This is a genomic window from Streptomyces sp. NPDC002773 (assembly GCF_040295605.1).
Classification (GTDB): Bacteria; Actinomycetota; Actinomycetes; order Streptomycetales; family Streptomycetaceae; genus Streptomyces.
Genome location: NZ_JBEOVO010000037.1, coordinates 1 through 24,310, shown reverse-complemented (window position 1 = coordinate 24,310; position 24,310 = coordinate 1). Strand labels below are relative to the sequence as shown.

Here is a 24,310-nt window from a genome sequence, read left to right as displayed (position 1 = left end):
GCAGCACGTCGGGCGTCCGGCCTCACGGCCCGCCCGGCGAACGATCCCCGGGAGTGGCCCCATGACCGTCTCAGTCGTCCTCTTCACCTCCGACCTGCGCGTCCAAGACCATCCGCCGCTCCGCGCGGCCGTCGACGCGGCGCACGAGGTGGTACCGCTGTTCGTCCGTGACCCCGCCGTGGACCGGGCCGGGTTCGCGGCACCCAACCGGCTCGCCTTCCTCGCCGACTGCCTGGCCGACCTCGACGCCGGACTGAGGAAGCGCGGCGGCCGGCTCGTCGTGCGCGCCGGCGACACCGTCGCGGAGGTGTGCGGTGTGGTGCGGCAGGCCGACGCCGACGAGGTCCACATGGCCGCCGGCCACTCCGTCTTCGCCCGCGCCCGGGAGGCGCGGCTGCGGCGGGCGCTGGAGTCCGACGGGCGCCGGCTCTACGTACACGACGCCGTGGCCACGGTCGTACCGCCCGGCGACGTCACACCGCAGGGTTCCGACCACTTCGCGGTGTTCACCCCGTACCTCAGGCGCTGGGTCTCCGAACCGCTCCGCGCGCCCCTCCTGGCCCCGCGGCAGGTGCCGGTGCCGCAGGAGCTGCGCTCCGAGCCGCTGCCGGAGCGCGCCTCCGTGGCGGACGTCTCCGAGGGGCTCGCCAGGGGCGGGGAGACCGAGGGACGCCGGAGGCTCGAAGCCTGGATGGTCCGGCATGCCGACGTCTACGAGGAGATCCACGACGACCTCGCGGGTGACGCCACCTCCCGCCTCTCCCCGTACCTCCACTTCGGCGCGGTCTCGGCGACCGAGGCCGTGCACCGGGCGCGGGCCCGGGGCGGCGCGGGTGCCGAGGCCTTCGTACGGCAACTGTGCTGGCGGGACTTCCACCAGCAGGTGCTCGCCGCGCGGCCGGAGATCGCCGTCGAGGACTACCGGCCCCGGCACGACCGCTGGCGGAGGGGTGCGGAGGCCGAGGCGGACCTGAAGGCCTGGAAGGAGGGCCGGACCGGCTATCCCGTAGTCGACGCGGCCCTGCGGCAACTCGCCCACGAGGGCTGGATGCACAACCGGGGCCGGCTGCTCGCCGCCTCCTTCCTCGCCAAGACGCTCTACCTCGACTGGCGCGAGGGCGCCCGGCACTTCCTTGCCCTGCTCGTGGACGGAGATATCGCGAACAACCAGATGAACTGGCAGTGGGTGGCGGGGACGGGCACCGACACGCGGCCGCACCGGGTCCTCAACCCCGTACTCCAGGGCAAGCGGTACGACCCCGAGGGCGCCTACGTCCGGCGCTGGGTGCCCGAACTGGCGGACCTGTCGGGACGGTTGATCCACGAACCCTGGCGGCTGAAGGGCCTGGACCGGGCCGCGTACGACTACCCCGAGCCGATCGTCGACCTCGCCGACGGCCTGAGCCGCTTCCGGCAGGCCAGGGGCCGGGACTGAGGCCACAGCACGGCGGGGCAAGACGACGCACAAACGATGCGAGTTGATCCACCTTCCCCGGCGGCCGGACGCTGAGGGAGCCGGGAGGCCAGAGCCCGGGGAGGAGGAGTACCGCCGTGACTTCAACCGCGACCGTGACCGCGACCGAGGCTGTCACCCCGACTGCGACCGCGACGGTCACTGCGACCGAGGCTGTCACCCCGACTGCGACCGCGACGGCCACTGCGACCGCGACCGCCGCCGCCCCCGTCCGTGTCCCCGTTGCTGTCCGGCCCGACGTGCTCACGGACGAGGAGATCGGCTGGGGGCTCGTCCGGGGCGACGAGCGCTGTCTCGTTCTCGCCCACCGGCGCTGGGCCCGGCTCGTCCACACCCTCGCCGCCCGTGCGCTCGGCGATCCGCGCGAGGCCGAGGACGTCACCCAGCAGGTGTTCCTCGCCGCATGGCGAGGCCGGGCCGGGTACCACCCGGAGCGCGGCCCCCTGCCGGCCTGGCTCGTCGGCATCACCCGGCGGAAGACCGCGGACGCGCTCACCGCCCGGACTCGCCGCCTGGACATCGTCGCGGCCGTGGGCGCGGCCCTCACGCCGCCCACCAGCACGCGCGAGGGGCCCGAGCACGTCCTCGACCGGCTCGTGGTCACCCGCGAACTGGCCCGCCTGCCACGGGTCCAGCGCGACGTGCTGACCCTCGCGTTCTTCGGAGACCTGACACAGGTGCAGATCGCCGACCGCACCGGCATGCCCCTGGGCACCGTCAAGAGCCACGCCCGCCGGGGACTTCAGCGGATGCGCCGCAGCCTGGCCGCCGCGTGAAGGGTGTTGCACAAGGTTGCGTTCGGGCAGGTCAGGGCCGGTGTGGGTGCCGGTCTGGTCATGCGGTCAGGGCGAGGTCGTGCATCTGGACGACGGCCTGGACCGCATGATCGTCTGGCGGGGTCCGTACCTGACAGCCGATGCGACCTGGCAGACTGCGGCCCTCACGGTCGTCTCCCCCCTCGTCATGAGCGACCTGCTCATCCGGGGGAGCGGCAAACGACTTCTGGAGGCCCACATGGCGAGGCGGCCCGGATACGCGGCCTACACGGCTCGGACGAGTGGGTTCTTCCCCCGGGCTCCACGCCGGCGCGGGAACGGGACGGACGCGCGATGACCTGCCGTACCCGGCGCCGTTCCGAGCCGAGCACGCCGAACACCCTGATCGTCCGCAGTGCGCCGCCCGCGCCCACCGCGGCCGTGCTGCTGCTCCACGGAGGCCGCGCCGACGGGCCCGAGCCGCCGCCGGCCCTCAACCTCCCGGCTCTCCGGATGCGCCCCTTCGCCTCGGCCGTGACCCGTGCGGTACGGGGCCGGGACGTATTGATCGGCGAGGTGCGCTACCGCCACCGTGGCTGGAACGGCCCGCGCGCCGACGCCGCCAAGGATGCGGAGACCGCCCTCGCGGCCCTCCGGGAGCGGGCCGGGGCCGTACCCGTCGTCCTCATCGGCCACTCCATGGGCGGCCGCGCGGCACTCCGTGCCGCCGGCGACCCGGCCGTGCGCGGGGTCGTCGCCCTGGCGCCGTGGTGCCCCGCCGACGAGCCGGTGGACCACCTCGGCGGCCGGCGCCTGTACCTGCTCCACGACGAGACCGACCGTGTCACCTCGGCCCGTGAGTCCTGGGACTTCGTCCGGCGGGCACGGGCGGCGGGCGCCGACGCCGTCGGCATCCCGATGCCGACCGGCGGCCACGCAATGCTCCGCTGCGCGGACCTCTGGCACCGCCGCGCGGCGGAACTCACCGCGGCACTGCTGTCGCACGGCTGAGGCGAGGGGACAGGGGGAACGGACCGCCGCATCAGAACGTGCGATCGATAGCATCGCGTCGCGACGTTGCAGTGGCCTGCCGAGGTGGGGGAGCTATGAGCGATGACATCCTGTCGATCATTCCGAATGATCCGCGGTGGCAGCCGGATCGCGATGCGGTTGATCGCGTCATCGCGCTCGTCGAGGAACTGACTCCCGGGGCTGCCGACGGCGTGGACGTGGAGATCGACGCGACGTGGCACGACGTGGTGACCGCCGTCGACTGCGGAGAGAACCTGGAGAGGATCGGCTGCCCCTTGTGTCAGGCGGCCATCGACACGGAGGGGCGGGGCGACCTCCTTGAGGCGCACTGCGACGACGGGTTCATCACGCTCGCGGTCGAGGTGCCATGCTGTGGAGGATCCACCACCCTGGACGTGCTGGATCACGACTGGCCCTGTGGTTTCGCCCGTTTCGAGATCGCCATCTGGAACCCCGAACGTCTCTGGTTCAGCGAGGACGAGCTGACTGCACTGGCGGACCGACTGGGCCACCCGGTGAGGGCCCGCATCTGAGCTTCCGCGGCTCAGGCGAGTGCTTGTTGCTCGGCTCGGACGCGGCGGGTGGCGAGGCGATCGACGATGGCGGCGCAGAGGCGGGGGTCGGTGAGCGTTTTCGTCCACTTCGGGGACGGGGACGGGGACGAGGCGGTAGCGGCGGAACCGGCCGACCCTCTGGCCCTCGACGGTGAGACCAGCTCGTATGATGGCGAGCGGGATGGGGCTCGTAGCGCAGCGGTTGTCGCGCCTTCACCGCGTGTGGGAGGACGCCGGTTCGAATCCGGTCGGCCCCATCCCAACCTACGACTCCAGTGGCGGGCTCGGTCCGGGGCGGCGCCTCCGTGATGCGCTCTACTCGTGGTTGCGCCGCTTCAGGCACTTCGGGGGAAGTCAGGGTGGTCGCTGTACGGCGACGCGAGGTCGAGCAGGTCGTCGCATGGCCAGAGGTCTCCGTCGAACTGGCAGTCATCGCGGTCGTCCCACGGTAGTTCCGGGTCGCCTACGGCCGGACTGAGGGCGTGGCGGGCCAGGATGCGTCGCTTGGCCTCGACCTCACGCAGAACGCGGGCCGGGTCGTGCAGAGCCACATGCAAGGCGATCGTGGGGTGGAAGCCTGCGAGCTCTACCTGACAGAAGTCGACGGTGTGCCCGTGGGCAGACCACCGCCCGCATCCGTCACCGTCGCAGCCCCGGGCCAAGGCGGCCTCTTCGTCCAGCCGCGCCTCCAGGAACGTCACCAGGTCTTCGCTCATGTGGACATTCTCGCGCGCGTGCCTGGCGCCATCGCCTGTTTTCTATCGTGTGAGCACGCTGTCTCTCACCTGTCGGCGCTGGAATGATCTTGCTGTGACGGGTGTGATCACGGCGTCGGAACCGCCTTGGGAAGCCCCGCTCGTGGGGTCTGAGCCCGCGCTGCTTCGGGAAGCGGGTAGCGATGCTGCGGCGCGAGGGTGCGGACCCGGTCCGCAAGGGTCGGCCATGGGTACTGCTTGTCGTGCTGTACTGGCGCACGAACTTGACGATGCGACATCTCGCCCCACTGTTCAAAGCTGCTGTCGGCAAGACCACCACGGTCGACGGCCAACAGGGCACCGGTAAGCCGACCGCATTCGTGACAGGCGCGTCATCGTCCGCACGCTGTGGGCGGCCAGCCACAGCCGACGCCCGATCGGCCGCCGGCTTCACACGACCCACCACACCGTCAAACGCTTGGCCGACGCCTTCGCTCCCGCTGGAATCGACAGGGACCGTGATGCCGTCGCGGATGGGCGCACCCGGCGTCGTCGAGGGGCCGTCAATCCGATCAAGAGGCCCAAGCACCAGATATCCGGCCGAGCCGGCTTCTATCTCCTCCGCGAGTCGCGAGCGTGTTTTGCTTCACCCCTAGTACATCGCCTTCCGATAGCCTCCGAGCGACTTCGCGGGGCGAGCCAGGCTCAGGCCGCCATAAAACGGCCCAGCTCGCGTGACTTCGACCGGAGGGCGGCTGCCCAAGCCTCCTCAGAGGAAACCGGGACCGCCGACACCTGGACGTTCTTACGGCCGTCGCCCTCGACGAGGCCTGCTGGCTGCCAGTTCACCTCGATGCCCGCTCTCTCCGCCAGGACCAGCATCGTGGCGACGAACCCCTCGGACAGGGCAGCAATGACGGCGTGACTCGTTCTCCGGTGCCACGCGACCAGGGCGTCGACGAACTCCTTGAACACGCGAGGGTCGATCTGGCACTCATCAGCCCGCATGGGGCCGATGCCGGACTGCATGCCCAGTTCGACTTGGTAGACGCTCACCTGGCTCATGAACAGCCGGGAGGCCCCGTTGGACGGGTTCCACAGGGTCTGGTCACCCATGTCGTAGTACTGGCTCAATACAGCCCCCTCCCTGCTGGTCATACTGGCCAGCTCGCGAGCACATGACATTACGGTCAGTCAGCCCTCCACGGAAAATGAGCCAGCACCCCTTAGAACTCCTAACGAAATGATCTTCAAGGTGGTTGGATCACTCCGGGGCCGTTGATCTGGGGGTGCGCGGTGGCTCGGCGGAAGCCGTGGGATGTCGAGGACGAGCTGTGGGCGGTGATCGAGCCGCTGCTGCCGAAGGTTGAGCGTCGGGTCCGGCATCCGGGGCGGAAGCGTCATCCGGACCGGCAGGTGTTTCAGGGCATTTTGTTCGTGCTGCATACCGGGATCGCCTGGGAACACCTGCCGCAGGAGCTCGGCTTCGGTTCGGGTATGACGTGCTGGCGTCGCCTGGCTGAGTGGACCGAGGCCGGCGTGTGGCGCCGGCTCCACGTAGCGCTCTTGGCCAAGCTCCGCAGCGCGGACGCCCTGGACCTCTCCCGGGCGGCGGTCGACGGCTCCCACATCCGGGCGCTAAAAGGGGCCCCAAGACGGGACGAAGCCCTGTCGAACGGGGCAGGACGGGCAGCAAGCACCACCTGATCACGGACGCCACCGGCATCCCGCTCGCCGTCACCCTGACCGGTGGCAACCGCAACGACGTCACCCAGCTCATCCCACTGCTGCAGGCGGTGCCGCCCGTCCGGGGCAAGCGTGGCCGCCCCCGGCGCCGCCCCGACGTCGTGCTCGGTGACCGCGGCTACGACCACGACAAGTACCGCCGCCTGGTCCGCGCACTCGGCGTGAAGCCACTGATCGCGCGACGAGGCACCGAACACGGCTCCGGACTCGGCACCCAACGCTGGGTTGTGGAGCGCGCCTTCGCTCATCTGCACGGGTTCCGCCGCCTGCGGATCCGCTGGGAGATCCGCGACGGCATCCACGAAGCCTTCCTCACCCTGGGATGCGCACTCATCTGCTGGCGACGCCTGTCACAGCTCGTCATCGTGCACCCGCCGGAAGGTCGTCGAACGAGTGCTCGGTAATGTCCGAGATCGAGCCCGCCGTCGGTCCTGCGGGCAGCCATGAAAGGGAGCAGTTGTGCCGTTCGGTGACTTCGATGCATGGCGGCAAGAGCTGTTGGCCACGGGCGACCTTGTCCAGGATGGCGACAGCTCCGTCTCCGATGACGAGGCCGGACGCCGCTACGACCGATACGTTGCGCTTGCGGACATGGTCGACGGCACCGAGGGCCCCCACACTGTTTGCGCCCTGATCGCCTCGCTCCGTGCGGAAGAGGACTACGGCGCCCACCAAGCCGTTTACGGTGCCTTGCAGCGCTTCCCCAGCCGAAATCTTGTCAGCGGCACGGTCCTGGCAGCTGCCGATCTTCTGAACATCCCGCGTGATCACAGTGGCCAGGTCCTCCAGCTTTTGACCCTGCTGGCCAGCGCCGACGACCTGCGGACGTTCACAGCCGCCTGCGATCGCCTGGAACCTGAGCTGCGGGCAGGACTGCGTGGCCTCATCGTCGACCATGAGGCCGATGAGTGGCTCGCCGATGAGCGCTCTCTCGGACGGCTCCAGCTCGCGCAGGATTGACTTCTCGCACCGGCACACAATGCCTGCCGACTTGCTGCAGAGAAGATCGAAGTCCATCGCCCCATGCTTCCCGACGGCACCTCACCACGAGGAGCCGACCTCAAAGTGTCATTCCGTTAGGAGTTCTTAGGGCGTTTCCTTCGGATCATCCGATCGTGGGTTGATGTGTACGAGATGGCTCCGGCCGAGCTGCCTAGGGCCTGTCGTCAAAGGATCTTGCTGAAACGGTGGGGAGGTCATGCATGATGTGTGCGTGGAGCATCTTTCTGTCGACGTGCGCGCTTCGCTTCGGCTGTTCGCCTTCTACTTGGCCAACGGCACCCTCGACGTTGAGTTGCTCGATGGGTTCGACTACCGGTCGACGGTCTTCCACTCCGGCTCGTCGCTGGAGCAGGTCTTCGCGATCTACGGCAATGTGCTGCAAGTTGACGCAGACGGCATGGTGCTGAACGACGGGGATGCGCAGTACCGGGTCGCGCAGTGGATTCGGGCGTGCTGCGACCCGAGCTATCGGGTCGCGCCGCCGTTCGAAGCCTGGGAGACCGAACTCCATCTCTGAGGATCAGGCGCCCGTCGTCGGGACATCACGTTCACATCAGGAGCGAGGCGGGGGCGACCGCGGCTTGGTAGGACTCAGCGGTCTCGTCGTAGCGGGTGGCGAGGCCGCGCCACTGTTTCAGCCGGTTGAAGCACCGCTCCACCACGGTGCGCCGCTTGTACAAGTCCCGGTCGAAGCCGGCGGGCGGTCGCCGGCGCTTCCCTGTCGGAGGCGGTTTGCGACCTGATCGGCCCGCTCGGGAATGGTGTGGGCGATGCCCCGCCTCCACAGCCAGGTGCGGATCGCCTTGGAGCTGTAGCCCTTGTCGCCGGTGACATGGTCCGGCCGGATCCGGGGGCCGTCCCGGCCCGATTCGGGGAACCCGGATCGCGTCCATCGCGGCAGTGAACTGGGTGCAGTTGTTGGTGTTCCCGCCCGTCAGCGTGAACGCGAACGGGCGCCAGCAGGTGCTCAGGAGCAGGACCGCCGCTGAACTGCACGACGAAGCCCTGAGCGTCCACTGCCCACCAATCCCACGTGAATCCAGGTCGAGGGTGCCGCAGGATCGTCGTCATGGCGTCACCGTACCGAGGCCGTACAAGACCGGTGGAGATCTACAGGGAACGGCCTAGAGGTGAACGAAGCCACCGCTGCGAATATCCGATGGCGGGGCCGACTGCCAGTAGTAAGGATTGCGGCATGCATGCCTTCCTGGAGACCGAACGGCTCGTCCTGCGCCCGTTCACCCACGCTGACGCAGACCACCTCCTGGCACTGGACAACGATCCCCACGTCATGCGTTTCATCAACGGCGGCAAGCCGACCAGCCGCGAGGCGATCGAGACGCGGACTCTGCCACGGCTCCTGCACGACTACCCGTGCCTCGGCACCCACGGCTACTGGGCCACTGAGGAGAAGGCCACGGGGACCTTCCTCGGCTGGTTCGAGTTCCGTCCTCTGGACGATCACAGTGCCGCCGTGGTCGAACTCGGCTATCGGCTGAACCAGGCCGCCTGGGGCAAGGGATACGCCACGGAGGGATCGTTGGCCCTGATCAATAAGGGGTTCACGGACCTCGGAGTGGAGCGGGTCACCGCGAACACGATGGCGGTGAACATCGGATCCCGCCGGGTGATGGAGAAGTCAGGGTTGCGGTTCCTGCGGCACTTCACCGGGGACTGGCCCGAGGCGATCGAGGGATCCGAGCACGGCGAAGTCGAGTACGAACTCACCCGGGCCGACTGGGGACAGCACCGGTAGCCGGTGATGCACCGGAGGTGCCCCGTGGCCGCCTCCCCCGTGCGGCCGAGACAGACGCGACCTTCGGATGATGTCCGGGCACCGGGTGGGCGGCGACGATCAAGGCGTACGCCCTCACACACCGAGATCGGAGCCTCACCGTGCTGAAGTGGACCCTGCGGGCCACCGCCGTCGTCGCCATCGCCGCCGCGATGGCCGCCCCCGTCGCCGTGACCGCGTCCGTAACAGTGGTCGCCGCACCCACCGTCGTCACATCGGCATCCGCACCCGATGCCCCGGAGCCCTCCGCCATCTAGGGGGAGGGCTCCTCGGGCCCTTCTGTCGCCCCTGTAGCCCAGGGGTGCCCGAGCGAGCGGAGTAGGCCATCCTTGGGGTATGGGTGCCAAGCGTGGCGCGTCTCTCCGGAAGGGCCCGCACATAGGCCGGGGCCCCTGCCGGGCCCTGGTCGCCTTCGTCGCCGCAGTGGTCGCGGTCGTCGCCGCGCTGGCCGGCTGCGCGGGCGGTGGCGGGTCGTCCACGGGAGCGAGCGGCCCGACCTCGGTGGTCCCCTCGACCTCGGTGGTCCCCTCGGCCACCGCGTCGGTCTCCTCGACCACCGCGTCGGCCCCCTCGACCAAAGCCCCTCCCGCCGCGCCTTCGGTCATTCCGGCGACCACGCAGGCTCCCTCGCCGCAGGGGCCTGTCGTCGCCGAGATGTCCATACCGTCGATCGGCGTCAAGGACCTGGACATCGTGCCGTACGAGGGAACCACCGACGATCCCGCGGGCACCCGCATCCAGGATCGTGGTGTGGCGGCCAGTCCCCACGGCGAGCGCGGTGGCGTGGGGCCGGGCCAGATCGGCAACTATCTGGTGACCGCCCACCGGCTCTCAGCCGGCGGCCCCCTGCGTGAGCTGCCCTCGGTCGAGGTGGGGGACGAGGTGCACGTCACCGCTGAGGCCACCGTCTACACGTACGAGATCGTCGAAACCCGGACCACGTCCTTCCGCTCGATCCGCTCGCTCGCCGAGCAGCGGGCAGCGGTGCCGGGTGAACCCGGCAAGAAGCCCACCAAGGCCATGATCACGCTCTCCACCTGCGCGACGCCGGAGGACGACGCGGCGGGCAACTTCTGGCGGGACGCCCAGGGGAACCCCGAGCACCGCATCGACAAGATCGGCGTCCTGACCTCGACGCGGCCGGCGTAGGGGTTGTGGAGCGGCGTAGAGGTGTCTCCAGTTAGCGGCAGTACGCGTGGGATTCTGTCGTGATGGATACAGGTCGGCGCCGTTCACCGAGGACTCGTGGCACGTACGTATCGGGCGGATCGCCAATTGGGCCGGGGTGCTCCGGCTTGCCGCCCGAGCAGGGGGGAACTCCAACCTGTCGTCGGGCACGGTCCGAAGCGCCCTGCGGGGATGGCCGAGCTGCTGTCCGGCATCTACGCGATCGGCGAGCAGGGCGAGAAATGGATGACGCAGCTTCTTCGGGAGGGTCTGGTACCGGCGGAGCAGGAGATCGCCGAAGCCGGGGGTTTCCTGACCGGGCCGGGGTCCATGGCGGATCTCGAGTTGTTCTTCTACGACAGCTGATCGTCATCCCTGCTCGGTCAGCTGCCGTGCCCGGATGAGGTTGGCGGCGAGGGGTGTCCCACCTCGTCGGACGGCTGGTGGCTCTGTTCGCGAGAATGGGTTCTGGCTCAACTTCTGTGGAACGGTGACCATCCGTCACGGCTACGGGACGAGAGCGGCGCGGGTGATCACCGTCCCCTAATCTGACGGGGCTTCGACCGTTTCGAGCCAGGGTGGGGATCCGTATGGCAGCCAGCACGACCGGCGACACGAAACCGGGACGGGCGCGATGGCTGGCGTACCGTGAGGGAACGGGGCGGCTCCGCCCCCTGTTCGCAGCCGTCGCCGCGCTGCTCGTTGTCGGCCTCGCCACGGGCTGCTCCGCCCTGGAGGGCTCGCTGCGCGTCGTCTGGGAGGCGCCGGTCGACGACAATGCCCGGGACTACGGCAACGGTGCCTGGGTGGTCGGCGACACGCTCGTCCGCAGTCGATACGACGCCGTCACCGCCTTCGACGCCGGGTCGGGCGAGCGGCGTTGGGAGTACGCACCGCCCGGTCAGGACCATGTGTGCGCGGTCGGTAGCCGTGTGGCCGGTTCCATCGTCCTGCTGGCGCGGGGGGACCGGGGCCCCGGCGGTCAGGGCTGCGCGACCGTCGCAGCGCTGGACCTCACGACCGGCCGGGAGCTGTGGCACGTCCGGCGCGCCCCGGCCGACCTGACGGAGTCGCTCACCGACATGGTTGCCGCCGGCGGCGGGCTCGCCGTGCTGCGGGACGGCGACGACCGCTGGGTCCTCGAGACGATCCGGCCTGCCGTGCCGGGAACGGAAGCCCTGCGCGCCTTCGACCTGCGGACCGGCGCCCCGCGCTGGAAGGCTGCGGTCCCGGCCGGTTGTGTGCCCGAGCGGGTCTCCGCCGGCGAGCGACAGGTCATCGCGGTGCTCACCTGCGGCCGCACCGAACTGCGGCTGGCCGCGTTCGACCGGGCCGACGGGAAGGCGCGGTGGTCCGTGCCGCTCGGCGGCCGCCCGACGCCGGGCACGGACGCGCAGGTGACGCTGCAGTCGACCGATCCGGTGGTCGTGCAGGTCGGCGGGACCGCGGAAGGCGGCCTGCCGGGCGCCTACCTCGCCTTCGGCGAGGACGGGACGGCCTTGGGCCGGATCGAATCCGTCGGCACCCACGGCACCGTCCTGTCGTACCGGCCGGCCGTCGTGGCCGTCACGGACGGGCGGCTCTACGCCGCCGCCGAGGCCAAGCGGGGCAAGGAGTACGTGAACCGGGTGGTCGCCTTCGACCTCGCGAAGGGCACCGAGGTGTGGCGGCACGACCTGGCCGCCAGCCGCGGCCCACTCGCGCTCACAGCGGCAGACGGCCAGGTGACCGTTCTCGCCCGCAGCCTCGGCCGCAGGCATGACGGTACGGAGGAACTGCTGGTCCTCGACGCAGCCACCGGCGACGAGCAGGACAGCCGCGACACCGGAGCCGACATCGACCACAAGACGGGCGAGCTCGCGGGCCTGCTCACCCACAAGGACCTAGTCGTCGCCGTGCGGTGGGGCTGGGGCGTTCGGCCCTTCTCGGCGTACGAACGCGGATGACGTCTTGGGCACCAGGCCATGAGGACGCGCTTTCGGAGGAGTCGGAGGAGTTCGAATCCGGAGCGGTACAGGTATCTGGCACTTGAGCATCTTGATCCTGTTGACGTGTCCTTCGACGACGCCGGAGTTCCAGGGCAGGGTGAGGCCGGTGGTGACGGCGTCGAGGTCGCGGTCGATGCTCCTCCAGCTGGAGCGACCTCTCTTCCACGACGCCGCACCATTGGCCATGCCAAGATCCGCACGGATCATATCCAGGCCACTTCTCGGAGGCCGATCCGAACTTCAGCCGTCACTCAGCCCGCCGCGGGAGCGTCCGAGGCCACGTTCTTCAAGCCCCCTTCAGCGGCCGCGTGCTGGTGGGCCCGCACGATCGTGGAGTCGATCGCGACCAGCCAGTCCACAGCACCTGGCGGTGATCCCGCCACCGGCCACGAGCCCGGCCCGCAGGCGGCAACAACGGTGCGATCACCGCCCACGCAGCGTCAGAGATCTCCCCATCCCTCACGACCGGACCGACGATCCGATGATCGGAAAGACACCCCCTAGGTGCCTGCGGGGGTCAGCTCTGCCACCCAGTGGCCGGCCTCGGCGAAGGGTGTGTCGGCGCCGAGGAGGGGACCGGAGGACAGCTTCCGTCTTCCCTTGTCCTCGCTCGCCCAGAACGTCAGGGAGGCGGTGCTTCTGGAGCAGCCCGACGGCTGCTCGTTGTCGGCCAGCTCCGCGGGCGCGGTGCGGAGCCGGGTCGGATCCTGGGAGAACACCTCCGCCTTGTACGTGCACCTCTCGCCCACCGCGCTGATGGACACGAGACGAATGTCGCGCTTCGCCGCGCCCTGACCCATCGTGACTTCGAAGCGGTAGGTGCCGTCCGACGCCCGGCCGCCCCACGAGCCCCGGAACTTCTCCGGCAGCGCGCCCGTGGCGGGCGGCACCTTCTCGAACATGGCAGGTGCGTAGGAGGTCTGTCCGTCGTTGTGGTGGTCGTAGAAGCCCGGGTCGTCCTCCCACTCGAACGCACCGTTCCATGAGGCGACGAACGCCCCGGTACCGTCCGGGCGGGAGGTGCTGTAGTCCTCGGTGGCGTCTTCGCAACGTTCCGCCTCGGACTGGGGGCTTACCCTCTTGAGCCGGCTCGAGCCGAGCTTGATCGCGTCACTTCTCGAGGCGGTGATGGTGCTCTCCCAGACGCACAGCCGCACCTCGTTGAGCAGGGAGTACTGGGCGGTGCCCTTCGCATCGACGAGCAGGCGTGCGAGCGCCCCCTCCCTGCTCAGGTCGCCCTTGCTCAGGCGCGCCTCCCAGCTCCCCTGCAACGCCTTCGGAGTACTCAGCGACGGTGGTTCCCCCGCCCCGCCCTGCCACGGGCGGAGCGCGAGCAGGCCACCGACGGTGACGAGCACCACGACGGCTGCCGTCCCCGCCACGACGGCCGGGCGACGCCGCTGTTCCGAGGGCTGCGCCGACACATGCGAGCGTGCCGTTTCGTCGTAGCCCGGCCCCACCGTGGGCGCCTGCGCGAGCGCGTCCGACGGGGCCGCGGCGGGCGCGGGCACGGGCTGAGGTGCGACGGGCACGGGTACGGGCCGGGAGGTGGTCACGGGCCGGGGTGTGGGTACGGGCCGGGCGGGCGCCGGCGGAGTGGGAGCCTGACCCGGCACGAGGGCCGTGTGCGGCCGCAGCGGATCGAAGTCCAGCAATTGTGCCGCGTGCCGTCCCAGTTGGCCGAGCAGCGCGCCCGGAAGCCATTCGTCGACGCCTTCTGTGGCGGTGCGGGCGGCGATCTGCTCCGGCGTGGGGCGTTGTGCCGGGTCTTTCTGCAGGCATTCCCGTACCAGTCCGAGGAGCGTCTCCGGCAGCCCGTCCAGGTCGGGCTCCTCCTCGGCGACCCGGAACAGCTGGGCGTGCAGCCCGTTGCCGGTCGCCCCGAAGGGCTGGCGCCCCGTGGCGGCGTAGGTGAGGACCGAACCCAGGCAGAACACATCGGAGGCGGTGGTGACGTGGAGCCCACGTACCTGCTCCGGGGACATGAAGCCGGGCGACCCGATCACCATGCCCGTGCGGGTCTGCAGGCTGTCCCCGCTGATGCTGTCCAGCGCCCGGGCGATACCGAAATCGATGACCCGGGGCCCGTCCACGGTGACCAGGACATTGGACGGCTTGAGGTCGCGGTGGACGAGGCCCGCCCCGTGGATGGCCTGCAGGGCGAGCGCGAGCCGGTTGGCCAGGACCCGCACCGACTGCTCGGGCAACGGCCCGTGCCGCTCGGCCACGACGGCGTGCAGATCGGGTCCGGGAATGTACTGGGTCGCGACCCAGGGCGTCTCCGCGTCCGTGTCCGCGTCGAGCACGGCCGCGGTCCAGGCTCCACCGACCCGCTTCGCGGCGGTGACCTCGCGGGCGAACCGCGAGCGGAATTCGGCGTGTTGGGCGAACTCGGTCTGCACGACCTTGACCGCGACGGTGCGCCCGCCTTCGGAGCGGGCGAGATAGACCCGGCCCATGCCGCCGGCGCCTAAGCGTGCGATGAGGCGGTAGGGGCCTATGCGCGGCGGGTCTTCGGCGGTCAACTGGTCCACGAGGAAGGAGAGTAGCCCAACGGTCCGACAACAAGGGGTCGGGCGGTTTCGTTCCGTGCAGCGGGCGCGGACCGCCCCTGCCCCGCGGGAAACTGCTTGTGTGAGACACCGCCGCCCACAGGCCCAGCCGCGTCCTGCCTCGTGCGGAGACCCTGCGACGACCAAAGAGACACGCCCTAGGGCCGTCACTTCCGGGTCTTGCATGATGACCGGCATGAACACGGAAACCTGCGTCCCGGCCGAGTTGGCCACCCTCCGCGAAATCATTGGGTCCCGTCCCGAGGCGGTGCCGCCGGCCGGTTGGGAGGCGGTGCGGATCTTTGAGGCGGAGCACGGCATCGTGCTCCCGGAGCCGTACCGCACGTTCGTGGCGGAGATCTGCGACGGACTGCGCGCGGGGCCGCCCTACTACGGTCTGCTGCCCCTCGCCCAAACGCCCTCGGACTGGGGCTCGGACCGCCCCGAGCGCATGCTTGCCGAGCCTTTTCCGCTCACGGCGGCATGGCTGTGGGAGGAAGAAGGAGACGCGCTGTCGGAGCAGGAGTTCGAGGCGCGGATGGGTCCCGTGTTCGACCACGGCTCACTGCTGCTGGGTACCGACGGCTGCGGCATGTACTGGCACCTGATCGTCACCGGCCCGCAGCGCGGTCACGTCTGGCTGATCGACGAGAACGGCGCGATGCCCTTCGGTACCCGGCCGGACACTTCCCTGATGCCCGGCCCGCCCGGTTTCGAGGGGTGGGCGAACCACTGGGCCCAGGGCCGCTCCTGGTTCGAGGACGCCTAGAGCGTGTCTCTGTGGTTCGCTGGTCGGCTGATCCGATATGTCTGTTCGATTAGTGATCGCTGATGCGATGTGGGGACGGGGCAAATCGTTGATGCCGGCCGATCCGGTTCGCGGCCGGCGGTGGGCCGATCATCGTCGCACTCTGGAAGCCATCGTGTGGATCCGCGTTCCTGGCAGCGGCCGACGAGCCTGCTGACATCGGCTGGACCGTGTTGGTGGACTCCACCGTCTGCCGGGCCCACCAGCACGCCGCCGGAGCCGGAAAGAGGGGGCGCCTGGATCGGGCTGAGTGCGCGTATTCGTCACGCGCGATCCGGAAGCATCTTCGCCGACGCGGGATCCGCGCTGTCATTCCCCAGCCGACTCAAGCAGTGGCGGGGGGCCTGGACATGCGAACGGACCAGCTCGCGATCGCCTACCAGGCAGCGCTCCATGTAGCTGCCCTCCTCGTCTGGGCCGGGCATAGGGGCGTCGGGCCGCGTCATTTGGAGACGACCTGTAGGCGGTGTCTTCAATTGATCTGATCACGTCCTTGGCGACAAGGGCTCCAGCTCGAAGGCCATCCGATTCTGGCTCCGCCGCCGCAGCCCGCAGCATTCCGCGCACGATTCCCGAATAGGCCGGTCAAGTCCGCAACCGCGCCCGGCGGGGCAGCCGCGGCGGCTGCCCCGCCGGCCTTCGGTCGCGCGGTCTCCAAGCACCGCAACGTGGTCGTACGACAAGACCGCCCGGTCCTACGAAGCAGCCGCCCCCCTCGCCTCACTCGCGATCAGCGTGTATCAAGGCCCAGACGGTCCGGGACATTACCCATCGTGCAGAGCGCCTTGACCTGCTCTTGCTCGCTGACCTCGGCGCTGCACCGTCCTCCGCGTTGGTCAGCCCAACCTCACGGGCCATATCCCGTGGAGAGCCTTGAGAGAGTTTCGAGTGCCTCCCGCAGGCCGCTGGGGCGCAGTATGCCCGGTTGTACGGTGCGGCCCGCCCAGCCCGGTCCGGCGAGCATTACCAGGGGGTGCGTCCGCGCGCCTTTTACGCCGAAGGAACTTGCGGCGACGTGCTGGGCCAGGGCGTGGTTCGCGGTCGAGCGGGCCTGTGACCAGAGCACGACCGCGGCCGGGCCCGTGCGTCGTACGGCGGCGTCGAGCGCCTCGGCGGGGACGGCCGCGCCGAACATGCGGCTGGGCAGGCCGCGTTCGGTGAGTCCCGCGGCCAGTGCCTCCAACGGCAGGGTGTGCTGCTCGGCGGGGACGCACGCGAGGAGGACCGGGGCCGTGGGGGCGGGGCCGACGGGCGTGATCTGCCGGAGCGCGGTCGACACGTGCCAGGACAGCAGATGCTCCACCTCGACGTAACGGTCTCCTGAGGACTCCCACTTGCGTCCCACCGCGTGCAGGGTCGGGGCCATCACCTCCTCCCAGGCCGTGACGAGGCCATGGTCGGCCACGGCGTCACGGAGCAGGGCGTCGAGGGCGGGGCCGTCGAGTCGTACGGCGGCACGGGCCAGGCCGCGGCACTCCCGGCGCACGTCGCCGAGGGGGAGGCCGTTTCCCGAGCCCGGCTGTCGGGTCGCGGCGCGGGGTATCCGCGTCCCCGTCTCTCTCCCGTCCCGTCCCGGTGCCTCGGGGAGGTAGGGGGTCGAGGCGCGGGCCCCCGTCCCGGCGCTCTGGACGGGGTGCGCGCGCCCGGTCCTGGCCGCCCGCGCCGCCTCGGCGGGAGGGACACCGGAGGCCGTCAGCCTGCACATCTCCTCCAGCATGGCGACGTCCGCCGGCGTCCACCGGCGGTGGCGCCCGCCCACCCGTGCGGCGGGACCGATCCCGTACCGCTGGTCCCATGACCGCAGCGTCGTCGGCGACACCCCGAGACGCCGGGCGACCGCCCCGGTGGTGATCCCATGCTCCGTATCGGCCATGACTCCCACCTTACGACGCACAAACGATGCGAGTCGGGGTGCGGGCTGCCGCGGGTTTCTTGGTGCGCTTCTCAGGTGATCGGGGGAAGCGGGCGTTCGGCGGCCAGCAGTTTTTCGCAGGCCTCCCTCGTCGCCCGGTACACCGCGCGGGCGAGTCGCGCGCCCCAGACGGAGCGCGGGCCGGCGAACGGTTCGGCTTCGGTCCCGGTCGGGGAGGGGGCGGCCACGCAGACGGCGTCCGTGGGCGTGCCCGAGGCGTCTGCTCCGAGTTCGACCAGGGCCTGTGTCTTCGCCTCGGTGGCGGTGGCGACCGCGTTCACCAGTGCGGCGTCCGTGAGGGCCACCGGCAGCGACACGATGATGTTGATCGTCCCGGGGCGCGGGGCGGCGACGCTGCCGCTTTCCGGCGCGGCGGCCCAGCCCCGTATACCGATCCCGGCGGTGACCAAAGCCTCGGCGCCGCCGTCCACGGCATGACGCCGGTCCGTGACGCAGGCCGCCGTCATCAGCCCCACGCCGGGCCCCGCGAGCCCCGCGTCCGCGGCCAGATCGCGGAGGTGTGCCACCGGGTCACGCCGGTCGTAGCCGGGCGGCACCTGGGCGTTGAGCACCCACCCCCGCGCGCCTATGCCTCCGCCCAGCACGGCGCTGGACACCATGCGCACGCCCGGTCCGGGAGCCCACACCAGGAGCGGCCACTCCCGGCCCCCCTCGACATGTGTGCGCAGAGCGGCGTGCGCGAGAGAAGCGCTGGTGAGGAGGGTTCGCGGAAGCACCCCACACCCTAACGCGCGGTCCTTTCGCACTTGGATTTCCCTGGATCTCACTCGAACGGGTGAAAGACCCATCCGCGAGGCCGTGGGCTCCGAAACACCTACGACAACAGGGCCGCGGCGGGGAGTTCCCCGCCGGTGGTCCGGACGCGTCACCGCACTCCCGGCCGGGGTGGTCGTGCCGTTCCTCCTCCCTGTGCGCCTTTTCCCGCGCACTCGATTCAAGGGGTTCCTCCTCATGAACGCTCTTCGCCTCCGCCGCGCCGCCGTCGCCGTGGCAGCCGCGGCAGCGCTGCCCTTCTCCCTGGCCGCCTGCTCGGACTCCGGCTCGGACACCAGCGCCGAGGCCGGTTCCGAGGCCACGTCCGCGGCGCCCCCGGCGCAGGAGAACATGCCCTCCACCGGGACGGACGCGGCCGCCGACGGCCCGTTCGGCCCTGGCTGCGCCTCGGTGCCGAAGGACGGCGCCGGTTCCTTCGACGGCATGGCGAAGGACCCCGTCGCCACGGCCGCCTCGAACAACCCGGCCCTGTCCACGCTGGTGGCCGCCGTCAAGCAGGCCGGCCTGGTGGACACCCTCAACAACGCGAAGGACATCACGGTGTTCGCGCCCACGAACGACGCCTTCGCGAAGATCCCCAAGGCCGACCTGGACAAGGTCCTGGCCGACAAGGACATGCTGACGAAGATCCTGACCTACCACGTGGTGGGCCAGAAGCTGACGCCGAAGCAGCTGGAGAACGGCTCCTTCGAGACGCTGCAGAAGGGCACGCTCACCACGGAGGGTTCGGGTGAGGCGTACACCGTCAACGACTCCTCGAAGGTCGTCTGCGGCAACGTCCCCACCGCCAACGCCACCGTGTACATCGTCGACACCGTCCTGATGCCCAAGTAGGGGCGACACGAGCCGGGGCATCCAAGCCGGTCCAAGGGGAGGCGGGGCCCGTCAGGTGACACCACGTGACGGGCTCCGCCGCGTGCCCGTCCCGGGCGCCGCACGCGGCTGGCGGCTTGCCGGGCTCCCCCGCACTTCCCTGACAGATGCGCCCATGGCTCGTACGAGTGACTCGTTTCCCCCGCACGTGCGCATCCGCGGGCCAGCGGGGTGAGCCCGCGTGCCGTCCGCCGTACCCGCCCCGTTGCCTTGGTGTGAGTACCGCTGGCAACCTTCCGATACTGACCGCCCCTTCCACCCCATCCGCCCCGTCGGGCGCCGGACCGCTGGACCAGGGTGCGGACTCCGCACCCTGCGCCATAAGCGTCCGTTCCTGCACCACTCCCGACGCGAACACCCTGCGGGTCGAACTCCACGGTGAGGTCGACCACCACAGCGCGGGGCCGTTGAGGGTGATGCTCGCCGTCGCACCCGTCCACGGCTACCACCGTCTGGTCCTCGACACCTCGCGTGTCACCTTCGCGGACTCCGCTCTCCTGCGGATCCTCACGGACTGGACGGATCGTGGCCGAAAACTGCGGCTGACCGGCATCACTCCGGCGATGGAACGGCTGCGCGCAGCCGCCTGGGGCGCCTCCCCACCCACCTCGCGCCGACGCGCCTGTCTCGGAAAGGAGTTCGCAGGGGAGGGAGCGTGACCTTCTCCCTGCTCGTCCTCGTACCTCTGCTGCTCGCGGTGGCCCTGCTGCCCCGCGAGCGACCCGAACGCCCTCGGCACCGCCGGGGCCGGCGCCTGGAAGCCGGGGTGACGTGGCGACGAGCCGAGGGATGACACCCGCCCTTCCGTGAGTGCCAGAGCCAGATAGCCGGAATCAGAGCCGGGGCCGTGGCGGACAGGACCGAAGTGGACCTGCCCGGCACGGCCCCGGTGGGCGGCCGATACGGTACGGCTCCCCGGCGCCGTCCCGCTTCCGGGGGAGTCGTACGGTCACAGGTACGAGGTGACGCCACCGTCCCGGGATCGTTCGCCGGTCATGCTGCTGTCCCGTCATGTCACCACCGGCACCGCGATATCGGCCGGCCGTCCCGCCCGTGAGGACGCCGAGGCGGCGCTCGTCGAGAACTATCCGCGCCTCGTCCGCCTCGCCTACCTGATCCTGCCGCCGACGCTCGGCCGCCATCGGCGGGTCCTGATCGCCCACGCCGTCGTACAGCGGACGCTCTCGGAATCCGCCGGCCGGCCCCGTCTCCGTTCCCGTCTCCGCCTCCCGGCCCTGCCTCGGTCCGGGCCGTCCGTGCCTCCGGAGGCACGCGGCCCCGAGCCCGCCCCGCCCTCCGCTCACTTTCCCGGGCAGCGGGGTGGCGAGCGGCCCGCGTACTCCTGGCTGCGGGAGGCCGTCGTGCGAGCTGCACTGCGTCCGCCGCGACGGTTCGCCCCGGCCGTTCGGCTGCCACTCGTCCTCGGTCTGCGGCTCTTCCCCCGCGCCGGCGGCTCCGACGAACTCACCCTCGACCGCGCCCTGGCGGGTGCCGCGCCCGAGACGAGGGCCGCGCTCGCCCTCCGTACGCTCGAACGCCTTCCCGAGGAAACGGTCGACCTCCTGCTCGCCCGTGCGGGCGTCGCGGAACCCGACGCCGCCCTGCGCGCCGCCGAGCGGCTCGGCTCCGCGCCGGGGGCGGACGTCGAGACCCTCCTGGGCAGCGCGGAGTTCGACCCGTGCACCGTCCACACCCGCCCCACCGACCTGCTCCGCCGCAACCGGCGTGAGCGGCTCGCGGCGCTCGCGGGGGCGGTGCTCCTCGTCACGACGGCCGCCGTGACGACGGTCGAACTCCGCTCCGGGAACGTACCGGGGCACGCATCCACCGGATCGTCGACCGCCCTCGCCGCCGGGGCCCTCGCCCGGGCCCTCGACCCCGCCGCGCTAGAGCACGCGCCCGCCGAGCGCTGGGCCGACACCTCACGCGTCGACTTCACCGCCTGGCCCGCGCGCGGTGCGAGGACGGGAGACACTGCCCTGCTGCGGCGGGCCCTGGACGCCTGGGCCCGGGGCGCGGGCGCCGGTGTGCGGTTCTCGGCCACGCCGGCAAGCGCCGACGTGCGGCTCTCGGTCACACCGGGCACGCCCACCTCGCCGCCCGCCGAACCACCCCGCCTCCTCTACGCGGGAACGGTCGACGGCGTCGGAGTGGTGCTCCTGTACGACGGACGGAGACTCGCCCGGTACGCCGAATCCGGCGACGGCCGCGGGCCCGCCGCCCTGGACCTCGCGCGCGTGGACGACGCCGATGTCACCACGGGCGCGGCTGTGGCGCTCACCCGCACGCCGGGCCGCGCGCGGTACCTCCTCGCGCCGTGGATCGCGGAGGCGGAGGTACGGGACCTCCGCACGCCCGGAACCGCCGCCCGTCCCCTGGCGGTCACCCCGGACGGGCTCACCGCGCCCGTACCGTACGAGAGGCCGTACGAGGGACCAGGCGGGTGCGCCAGGGTGACCGCGCTCCAGCTCACGTCCTCCGCACGGATCGTCGAGGACCACGCCTTCCTGCTCGCGGACCTGGGGGAGCTGACTCCCGTACATCTGACCTGGACGCCAGGGCCGGGTACGGGCGCCCCGGCGCGGGCACCGCGCGAGGCCACCGGTGCCCGGGGACTCGCGGCCTGGGCGCCCGCCGCCTGCTCCCTCGCGGGCCTGCACGGCACCGGCGTCCGCGCGGTCAACCGCTGGGAGTACGCGGAGCAGCCACTGCCCGAACGCGCCGGCCGGGCCCTGTGGGTCTGCTCCCGCGTGGACACCTGGGAGGGGAGCGGCCGGGTCTCCGTCTCCCTGACGGCACCGGCCGGGCCCGCCGCAACCGGGCCCCGTACGGTGACGGAACTCCGGGACACGGCGGCGTGCAGCCGCTTCGGCCAGCACGTCCTCGCCGGGGCGTACTGGACGGCGCCCTCGGGCACGCGGTACTTCCTCGCCGCGGGCAGCCGCCGCCTGACCGGCATCACCGTCGACGGAGCCGTCACCGCCACCGCCCGCGGGCCGGTGCTTTCGGCCAAGGCCGCGGGCACGGACGTCCCCGTCCGCCTCACGGGTCGTCTCCCCGACGGCTCCACGGTCCCCGGCTGGACGGCACCGGCCGGAGAAGCGGCGTCGAACGCACCCCGCCCACGGAGCTGAAGCCCTCGACGCGGACCCGCCCGCTGGCGGGCCCGTGGGGGCATCACGCCGAAGCCGGGTCCACGCGTTCGACGGCGGTGAGGGACCACGAGCGTGCGCTGCTCGCGAGCAGCAGGACGCGTTGGCCGTGGGCGAGCCGGCCGTCCGTCTCCAGCGCCGCGAGCGTGATGAGCTGGTCGGCGGAGTAGCAGTGGCCGTAGGAGGCGTGGTGGGGGGAGTACGCCTTCTCCTCGGGCATCTGGGCGGCCGTGGCGAGGAAACGGCGGGTGGTCGCGCTGTAGTTGCCGGTGATGAACCAGTCGAAGCCCCGCTCCGGCTCCGGGATGCCGGTGTTGATCCGGGCCAGCGCCTCACGTACCGCCTTCATGATGGTGCGCGCGCCCTTCAGGACCCGCTCCTCGGGGACCAGGTCGGCCTGGACGGAGGTCGCCACGGCGAGGACGCGGAACGACGGACGCCCCGGCGGCCCGGCGGTGACCAGGCAGGAGGCCGCGCTGTCGCTCATCACGGTGTCGCCGTCGGGCATGAAGCGGCTCGGGGTGGTGAGGCGGTCCGCGAAGGCCAGCAGCACGCCGGGGACGCGCTCCGCAAGGAGGACCCCACGGGCGGCCCTCAGCGCGGGTGCGAAGTTGCCGCAGCCGTTTCCGCCGACGACGAGACCGGGGGTGCGCGGCAGCGGCACGGACCGGAGCGTCTCCCAGAGGATCTGCGTGGGGGAGGGGCTCCGGGCCTCCGTCGCGAGGACGAGGGAGCCCGGTACGTGGCCGCCCGCGGCCGCCAGGGTGGCGCGGGCGCTGGCCGCGCCGAGGTGCGGCGCGGACCGCTCCGACACCCGGCACCGGCGCAGGCCCTCCGCGGTGAGCGCGTCCAGCCGCCGCGCGACACCGGAGTCGTCGAGGAGCGCGATGTTGACGGGGTCGCCCAGCTCGTAGGCGAGGGCGGAGAGATGGACCTCGTGCGCCGGCTGCGGGGCGGGCAGGGCGTTCGTCATGCTCAGGTGTGCTCCTCTGGAATCGTCAGGGGCGGCGAGGCCTGTAACCCTGTAGCCCCGTAAGCCCGCGCCCGCGACGCGAGCGCCGGGTGCGGGTCGCGACCGGGCGCGTCGTACCGCGGCCACCGGCGGGTCAGCCGCGGGTGAGCTCCCGGTGGACCTCGGTCCAGTTGTCGGCCAGCAGGTCGAGGTAGGCGGTGAAGCCCCGCTCCAGGTGCGCGATGTCCTCGGTCGAACGGCAGGCCTTGGCGGCCGTCGACAGCGAGTGGACCTTGTGCTCCTTCTCCGTGGCACCGATGTGCAGGTAGAAGTACTCGCAGTTCTCGTGGAACTCCTCGAAGCCGAAGAGGTGCCGGTAGTTGCGGATGCCCTCGTAGATCTGCACGAGCTGCGGGTACGCGTGCCACTCCTGCGCCAGCAGCGCGCCGCAGACCTCCTGCGGATGCGGGCTGTTGAACAGCTTCTCGCTCTCCTCGATGAGCCGCACGGTCGAGGGCAGCAGCGGGGCGGCCACCTCGTCGAGGTCGACCGCGTGGCCGCGGATGCGGCCGAGCAGCGTCTCCAGGAACTCGCGCAGGATGACGGAGTGGACCTTCGACGGGTTGCCGTTGCCCATCTCGTCGTAGAGGTTCTCCACGGTCTCGGCGCGCGCCGTGATGTCGGTCATGTTGAGGAAGGCCAGAGCGATCCGGACCGGGGTGCGGCGCACCCGGGCGTAGAAGTTCTTGGCGACGAGCTCCACCTGATCGGCGGAGAGCTCCTTGCTGATCCACAGGTCGTAGAACGGGTTGCGCACCGCGGAGTGCTCGGCGCAACCGCGCGCCAGGGCGTGCACACGGTCGTACGCCTCGTCGCGCGACAGCTCCTGCGGCTCGACCGGGCGGTCGGTGGTGACAGTCACTTCTTCTCCGTGAGGTAGTGGCGTATGGGGTGGGGCTTGGGTCCACGTCCTCGTCGTCGTACTCGTCGGGGCCGAACCCGTACAGCTTGCCCAGGTCTCCGATGTCGAGGCGGGCGGTGACCCGGTGACGGTCCCC

25 protein-coding genes, 1 tRNA gene and 4 pseudogenes are annotated in these 24,310 nt (G+C 71.0%); 21 read left to right on the top strand and 9 right to left on the bottom strand.

The genetic code is table 11. The annotated features are described in order from the left end of the window. Window positions 1-61 precede the first annotated feature (61 nt). The 5 genes from ABT034_RS30280 to ABT034_RS30260 all read left to right on the top strand — a co-directional run bounded on the left by ABT034_RS30280 (window position 62) and on the right by ABT034_RS30260 (window position 3,794). Window positions 62-1,435 carry a cryptochrome/photolyase family protein gene (locus ABT034_RS30280; RefSeq protein ID WP_351220261.1) on the top strand — a complete coding sequence of 458 codons (1,374 nt, stop codon included), beginning with the start codon at window positions 62-64 and terminating at the stop codon, window positions 1,433-1,435. 278 nt (window positions 1,436-1,713) lie between these two features. After that, window positions 1,714-2,250: a sigma-70 family RNA polymerase sigma factor gene (locus ABT034_RS30275; protein WP_502973091.1), complete on the top strand. Its 537-nt coding sequence runs from the start codon at window positions 1,714-1,716 to the stop codon at window positions 2,248-2,250. 106 nt (window positions 2,251-2,356) lie between these two features. Further along, window positions 2,357-2,587 (top strand): DUF1295 domain-containing protein, encoded by a 231-nt coding sequence (locus ABT034_RS30270; RefSeq protein ID WP_502973090.1) that lies wholly within the window; start codon window positions 2,357-2,359, stop codon window positions 2,585-2,587. After that, entirely contained in the window at window positions 2,584-3,240 is a 657-nt protein-coding gene (locus ABT034_RS30265) for an alpha/beta hydrolase (protein WP_351220260.1), read from the top strand. The genes ABT034_RS30270 and ABT034_RS30265 overlap by 4 nt, the downstream gene beginning before the upstream one ends. 95 nt (window positions 3,241-3,335) lie before the next feature. Continuing rightward, the gene (locus ABT034_RS30260; RefSeq protein WP_351220259.1) at window positions 3,336-3,794 is read left to right on the top strand and encodes a hypothetical protein; all 459 of its coding nucleotides are present in this window, start codon (window positions 3,336-3,338) and stop codon (window positions 3,792-3,794) included. An 11-nt stretch (window positions 3,795-3,805) separates the two neighbouring features. Here ABT034_RS30260 and ABT034_RS35360 read toward each other — a convergent pair. Continuing rightward, a pseudogene (locus tag ABT034_RS35360) lies at window positions 3,806-3,955 on the bottom strand (IS21-like element helper ATPase IstB); the annotation flags it as partial. 43 nt (window positions 3,956-3,998) lie between these two features. Here ABT034_RS35360 and ABT034_RS30255 point away from each other — a divergent pair. Beyond that, window positions 3,999-4,072 (top strand) — tRNA-OTHER (locus ABT034_RS30255). Window positions 4,073-4,150: 78 nt separating this feature from the next. Here ABT034_RS30255 and ABT034_RS30250 read toward each other — a convergent pair. After that, complete coding sequence (locus tag ABT034_RS30250) at window positions 4,151-4,531, bottom strand: DUF6221 family protein (RefSeq protein WP_351220258.1); 381 nt, start codon at window positions 4,529-4,531, stop codon at window positions 4,151-4,153. A 94-nt stretch (window positions 4,532-4,625) separates the two neighbouring features. Between ABT034_RS30250 and ABT034_RS30245 the strand changes: the two are divergent. Beyond that, window positions 4,626-4,842 (top strand): annotated as a pseudogene (locus ABT034_RS30245) (helix-turn-helix domain-containing protein); the annotation flags it as partial. Window positions 4,843-5,215: 373 nt separating this feature from the next. On the opposite strand, the gene ABT034_RS30240 reads toward ABT034_RS30245, so the two are convergent. Next, the gene (locus tag ABT034_RS30240) at window positions 5,216-5,644 is read right to left on the bottom strand and encodes a DUF6086 family protein (protein WP_351220257.1); all 429 of its coding nucleotides are present in this window, start codon (window positions 5,642-5,644) and stop codon (window positions 5,216-5,218) included. Between the two features lie 162 nt (window positions 5,645-5,806). Here ABT034_RS30240 and ABT034_RS30235 point away from each other — a divergent pair. The 3 genes from ABT034_RS30235 to ABT034_RS30225 all read left to right on the top strand — a co-directional run bounded on the left by ABT034_RS30235 (window position 5,807) and on the right by ABT034_RS30225 (window position 7,775). Continuing rightward, a protein-coding gene (locus ABT034_RS30235; protein ID WP_351220256.1) for an IS5 family transposase occupies window positions 5,807-6,660 on the top strand; the annotation gives its coding sequence in 2 pieces (ribosomal slippage) (window positions 5,807-6,149 and window positions 6,149-6,660; 855 coding nt in all). Between the two features lie 55 nt (window positions 6,661-6,715). Next, complete coding sequence (locus tag ABT034_RS30230) at window positions 6,716-7,216, top strand: hypothetical protein (RefSeq protein WP_351220255.1); 501 nt, start codon at window positions 6,716-6,718, stop codon at window positions 7,214-7,216. A 253-nt stretch (window positions 7,217-7,469) separates the two neighbouring features. Further along, on the top strand, window positions 7,470-7,775 hold the full coding sequence (locus ABT034_RS30225; protein ID WP_351220254.1) for a DUF7677 family protein: 306 nt from the start codon (window positions 7,470-7,472) through the stop codon (window positions 7,773-7,775). Window positions 7,776-7,806: 31 nt separating this feature from the next. On the opposite strand, the pseudogene ABT034_RS35355 reads toward ABT034_RS30225, so the two are convergent. Next, window positions 7,807-8,211: pseudogene (locus tag ABT034_RS35355) on the bottom strand (transposase); the annotation flags it as partial. A 242-nt stretch (window positions 8,212-8,453) separates the two neighbouring features. On the opposite strand from ABT034_RS35355, the gene ABT034_RS30215 reads away from it, so the two are divergent. The 5 genes from ABT034_RS30215 to ABT034_RS30195 all read left to right on the top strand — a co-directional run bounded on the left by ABT034_RS30215 (window position 8,454) and on the right by ABT034_RS30195 (window position 12,166). After that, window positions 8,454-9,014, top strand: a complete 561-nt coding sequence (locus ABT034_RS30215) for a GNAT family N-acetyltransferase (RefSeq protein ID WP_351220253.1) — start codon at window positions 8,454-8,456, stop codon at window positions 9,012-9,014. Window positions 9,015-9,154: 140 nt separating this feature from the next. Then, complete coding sequence (locus tag ABT034_RS30210; RefSeq protein WP_351220252.1) at window positions 9,155-9,310, top strand: hypothetical protein; 156 nt, start codon at window positions 9,155-9,157, stop codon at window positions 9,308-9,310. A 79-nt stretch (window positions 9,311-9,389) separates the two neighbouring features. After that, complete coding sequence (locus ABT034_RS30205) at window positions 9,390-10,202, top strand: class E sortase (protein ID WP_351220251.1); 813 nt, start codon at window positions 9,390-9,392, stop codon at window positions 10,200-10,202. A gap of 210 nt (window positions 10,203-10,412) precedes the next feature. Next, the gene (locus tag ABT034_RS30200; RefSeq protein WP_351220250.1) at window positions 10,413-10,586 is read left to right on the top strand and encodes a hypothetical protein; all 174 of its coding nucleotides are present in this window, start codon (window positions 10,413-10,415) and stop codon (window positions 10,584-10,586) included. Window positions 10,587-10,810: 224 nt separating this feature from the next. Then, entirely contained in the window at window positions 10,811-12,166 is a 1,356-nt protein-coding gene (locus ABT034_RS30195) for an outer membrane protein assembly factor BamB family protein (RefSeq protein ID WP_351220249.1), read from the top strand. 542 nt (window positions 12,167-12,708) lie between these two features. Here the strand turns inward: ABT034_RS30195 and ABT034_RS30185 are convergent. Continuing rightward, window positions 12,709-14,742 (bottom strand): serine/threonine-protein kinase, encoded by a 2,034-nt coding sequence (locus ABT034_RS30185; RefSeq protein ID WP_351220248.1) that lies wholly within the window; start codon window positions 14,740-14,742, stop codon window positions 12,709-12,711. Window positions 14,743-14,944: 202 nt separating this feature from the next. On the opposite strand from ABT034_RS30185, the gene ABT034_RS30180 reads away from it, so the two are divergent. After that, window positions 14,945-15,529 carry an SMI1/KNR4 family protein gene (locus ABT034_RS30180; protein ID WP_351220247.1) on the top strand — a complete coding sequence of 195 codons (585 nt, stop codon included), beginning with the start codon at window positions 14,945-14,947 and terminating at the stop codon, window positions 15,527-15,529. A gap of 37 nt (window positions 15,530-15,566) precedes the next feature. Further along, window positions 15,567-16,053: pseudogene (locus tag ABT034_RS30175) on the top strand (hypothetical protein). Between the two features lie 362 nt (window positions 16,054-16,415). On the opposite strand, the gene ABT034_RS30170 reads toward ABT034_RS30175, so the two are convergent. After that, window positions 16,416-17,441, bottom strand: a complete 1,026-nt coding sequence (locus ABT034_RS30170; protein WP_351220246.1) for a MerR family transcriptional regulator — start codon at window positions 17,439-17,441, stop codon at window positions 16,416-16,418. Window positions 17,442-17,512: 71 nt separating this feature from the next. After that, entirely contained in the window at window positions 17,513-18,217 is a 705-nt protein-coding gene (locus tag ABT034_RS30165; RefSeq protein WP_502973087.1) for an adenosylcobinamide amidohydrolase, read from the bottom strand. Between the two features lie 235 nt (window positions 18,218-18,452). Here ABT034_RS30165 and ABT034_RS30160 point away from each other — a divergent pair, with 235 nt between their 5' ends. From ABT034_RS30160 to ABT034_RS30145, 4 genes are all read left to right on the top strand, one after another. After that, window positions 18,453-19,109: a fasciclin domain-containing protein gene (locus ABT034_RS30160; protein ID WP_351220245.1), complete on the top strand. Its 657-nt coding sequence runs from the start codon at window positions 18,453-18,455 to the stop codon at window positions 19,107-19,109. Window positions 19,110-19,363: 254 nt separating this feature from the next. Next, on the top strand, window positions 19,364-19,807 hold the full coding sequence (locus ABT034_RS30155) for an STAS domain-containing protein (protein ID WP_351220244.1): 444 nt from the start codon (window positions 19,364-19,366) through the stop codon (window positions 19,805-19,807). Then, window positions 19,804-19,941: a hypothetical protein gene (locus tag ABT034_RS30150; protein WP_351220243.1), complete on the top strand. Its 138-nt coding sequence runs from the start codon at window positions 19,804-19,806 to the stop codon at window positions 19,939-19,941. Before ABT034_RS30155 ends, ABT034_RS30150 begins: the two co-directional genes overlap by 4 nt. A gap of 202 nt (window positions 19,942-20,143) precedes the next feature. After that, a complete protein-coding gene (locus ABT034_RS30145) occupies window positions 20,144-22,282 on the top strand; it encodes a hypothetical protein (protein ID WP_351220242.1) in 2,139 nt (712 codons plus the stop codon). Window positions 22,283-22,325: 43 nt separating this feature from the next. Here ABT034_RS30145 and ABT034_RS30140 read toward each other — a convergent pair whose 3' ends face one another. Both ABT034_RS30140 and ABT034_RS30135 read right to left on the bottom strand, forming a co-directional pair. After that, window positions 22,326-23,273 (bottom strand): 3-oxoacyl-[acyl-carrier-protein] synthase III C-terminal domain-containing protein, encoded by a 948-nt coding sequence (locus ABT034_RS30140; protein WP_351220241.1) that lies wholly within the window; start codon window positions 23,271-23,273, stop codon window positions 22,326-22,328. Window positions 23,274-23,406: 133 nt separating this feature from the next. Next, window positions 23,407-24,174 (bottom strand): iron-containing redox enzyme family protein, encoded by a 768-nt coding sequence (locus tag ABT034_RS30135; protein WP_351220240.1) that lies wholly within the window; start codon window positions 24,172-24,174, stop codon window positions 23,407-23,409. Window positions 24,175-24,310 lie beyond the last annotated feature (136 nt).